Here is a 2,792-nt window from a genome sequence, read left to right as displayed (position 1 = left end):
CTGCGCCAAAGGGGTCCCGTTTGGACGCCGATCACCCCGGAAGCGGGGTCCTTATTCCATGCTGATCAACAACGGTGTGGGGGTGCGGGCCTTCGTCCGGTGGTGCGACGAGAAGGGCATCCTCTATCTATTGCCCGTCGCCCCCCGCACACTCGCGGCCTTCGTGGACGACTTGGCCGAGCGTCTGACGCCCGCGACAATCAAAACCTATGTCGCCGCTATCAATCGGATGCACCGCGACTTGGACCTGCCGCTGCCGGCAGGAGCCGGTGTCGTCATCTTGGCCCAGAAGCGGACGCGTCGGGCGGCGGTTGAAAAGGGTCATCGCCCGAAGCAGGCCACGCCGATGCGCCGGGCTCACATCGATGGCACGTTGGAGCGCATGGGGACCTCGCTGATGGATCTCCGCGACGCCGCCCCCTATGACACGCTCTGCCGGGCCGCCGAGCTGGTCGCGCTCCACGTGGCCGATGTCCGGTCGCAGGGGGGCGATGCCGTGGCCTACGTCGCCCGGTCCAAGACAGACCAGGAGGGCGACGGAGACTTCCGCTTCGTGGCTCGGTATACCTTCGAGCGGGTGCGCGCTTGGGTGAAAGCAGCGGGACTTGACGATGATGACCCGCTGTTCGTGCCGATGTCGCGCAATGACCGGGGTAAGCGTCTGACCCGCCGCGACGTCGCGCGCATCTACAAGCGCCGCGTGGGCGAGGACTTCTCGGCGCACTCGACCCGCGTCAGCGCCGCCGTTGAGCAGCGCGCGGCGGGCGTGCCCACGGGCCTCATCGCGCAAGCCGGCGGGTGGAAAGGCGATGCCATACCGGCGCGTTACACGCGGCACATCTCAGCCCAGGAGAGCGGGGCGGCCATTCTAGCCCGGCGGCAGGGTCGGGCGTAGATCTCAGCAAAACCTGGAGCGGCGGACTTTCATCGGGATCAGCAGGTAGATAGAGCCTTGTGATGCAGCGCACCTAGTCGGTCATGCTCTTGCGCCACGGAGTGGGCCTGACTCGGACCGAGCTCGGGCAAGCAGCCAAGAGCTGTACAACTCGATGCGCCTAGCTCAGATCTCATCTAGAACGCTATCTTGCCCTTTTTCTGACAGGAACTTGCGAAGGGTGAGGAGCTGACAGATCAGCTACCCCCTAAGGCGGCCCGTGTCAGGGATGCACTCAGCGAATTGGGGGGCTCCTTCGGAGAGCGACGCACCCGCGATTCGTTCGACTCTGATCTGAGTAAACTTCCCCACCTCAGCCTGCATAATCAGGACGAACAAGAACTCAACCCGAACGGGAAGTTTTGGGCGTCTTAGAAAAATACAAGAACACGACATTAATCTATAAATTATCTCAGGCCGGTTCACCAACGAGCGGCCCATCGAAGTCCAAACCGGCCCCCGGCCTTGTAATCACAGGAACTCTGTTATGCGTAATGCGCTCGTGAATACCTTCGCCCGCCTCCGCAAGGACGAGAAGGGCGTGACCCTCGTCGAGTACGGCATCGCCCTTGTGCTGGCAATCACCGTAGGCGGCGTTCTGCTGACCAGCTTGGGTAACGGCGTCACCGAGCAGATGGGCGATGCCTGCGCCGCTCTTGGTGCGAACGTCGCTGCCTGCTGATTAAGGTTTCCGCTTCCTTCTAGCGGTCCGCAGGTGCCGGAGATTCACAAGCATGGATCTCCGGCGTTTCTCTCCCGACTTTGGAGCTCCCTAATGCGCCTTAGCTCGATCCTGATCGTTCTCACGGGTTTTGGCGTGGCCGGCGGATCGGTCTACGCGGCACGCGATTACTTGGAAGCCCAGGCCCAGGCCGCTCGCGACAGCGGCATTTCCACCGTGTCGGTACTGGTGGCCGCCCGCGACATTCCCTTCGGCCAGTTGATTGAGCCGCACATGGTCAGCAGCATGGATTGGCCGGTGGACGCCGTGCCCGCTGGGGCCTTCACCGATCCCGCCGCCCTGCTGCCTATTGAGGGCCAGGAGCCGCGCCGCGCCATGCGGGCCATCGCCCAGGGCGAGCTTATGTCGGCCTCGCGCGTCAGCGGTTTTGGCGAGAAGGTTACCATCGCCCAGACGCTGAGCGAGAACACCCGCGCCATGGCGATCAAGGTCGACGCAGAAACCGCTGTGGGCGGCTTCGTCACCCCCGGCGACTTCGTGGACGTCGTGCTGACGCAGGGCAGCAGCGAGACGCTGCGCGCCATCACCATCCTCCAGAACATCCGCGTCATCGGCGTGGACCAAGACGCCCATGAGGAGAACGACGCCCCCGTCGTGGCCCGCACCGTCACGGTCGAGGTGACGCCCGACCAGGGCCAGCGCCTCGCGCTCGCCCAGAAGGCCGGGACGCTGTCGCTGTCGCTGCGCGATCCGGCCGCCGCCGAGGACATGCCCCTCGAAGCGATCAGCCTGAACGACCTGCTCCAGATCGCGCCGCCCGAGGAGCCCGCGCCGGTCGAGGTGGCCTCGGCCCCCGCGCCGGAGCCCGCTCCCGCGCCGCGCCGCGCGATCACCGTTCGCCGGGGCGGCGTCGTGTCCATGGAAGAATACTGACCAAAAGGCGGGAGCCAGACCCATGCGCCGTTTCCGCGACCTGCGCCAGGACGAGGAAGGAACCTTCATCGTCTTTTTCGCGCTGGCGCTCGCCGCGCTCCTCGGAATGATCGCCCTGTCCTTCGATCTGGGACGGGTCGCCTCCACGCAGGCCGAGCTCCAGTCCTTCGCTGACAACGTGGCGCTCGCCGCCGCGGGGGAACTCGATGGCGGCAGCGACGCGATCACGCGCGCTCAGGCCGC

4 protein-coding genes are annotated in these 2,792 nt (G+C 65.4%); all 4 read left to right on the top strand.

Annotated elements, in window-relative coordinates:
• Positions 1-58 precede the first annotated feature (58 nt).
• Positions 59-895: a tyrosine-type recombinase/integrase gene (locus FHG71_RS23035; RefSeq protein WP_139084140.1), complete on the top strand. Its 837-nt coding sequence runs from the start codon at positions 59-61 to the stop codon at positions 893-895.
• Positions 896-1,421: 526 nt separating this feature from the next.
• Positions 1,422-1,616 (top strand): Flp family type IVb pilin, encoded by a 195-nt coding sequence (locus FHG71_RS23030; protein WP_139084139.1) that lies wholly within the window; start codon positions 1,422-1,424, stop codon positions 1,614-1,616.
• Positions 1,617-1,709: 93 nt separating this feature from the next.
• Complete coding sequence (gene cpaB / locus FHG71_RS23025) at positions 1,710-2,549, top strand: Flp pilus assembly protein CpaB (protein WP_139084137.1); 840 nt, start codon at positions 1,710-1,712, stop codon at positions 2,547-2,549.
• 22 nt (positions 2,550-2,571) lie between these two features.
• The coding region (locus FHG71_RS23020; protein ID WP_246045588.1) for a pilus assembly protein TadG-related protein at positions 2,572-2,792 on the top strand (221 nt) is incomplete at its 3' end.

The organism is Rubellimicrobium roseum, assembly GCF_006152145.1.
In the GTDB taxonomy this organism is placed as follows: Bacteria; Pseudomonadota; Alphaproteobacteria; order Rhodobacterales; family Rhodobacteraceae; genus Rubellimicrobium; species Rubellimicrobium roseum.
Note: the sequence above shows the minus strand (reverse complement) of the source record. Positions and strands in the feature narration are given on the sequence as shown.

Excerpts from the sequence above, each read along its gene's own strand:
- FHG71_RS23030 (WP_139084139.1), top strand. The coding sequence starts at position 1,422 with ATGCGTAATGCGCTCGTGAATACCTTCGCCCGCCTCCGCAAGGACGAG.
- FHG71_RS23035 (WP_139084140.1), top strand. The coding sequence starts at position 59 with ATGCTGATCAACAACGGTGTGGGGGTGCGGGCCTTCGTCCGGTGGTGC.
- cpaB (WP_139084137.1), top strand. The coding sequence starts at position 1,710 with ATGCGCCTTAGCTCGATCCTGATCGTTCTCACGGGTTTTGGCGTGGCC.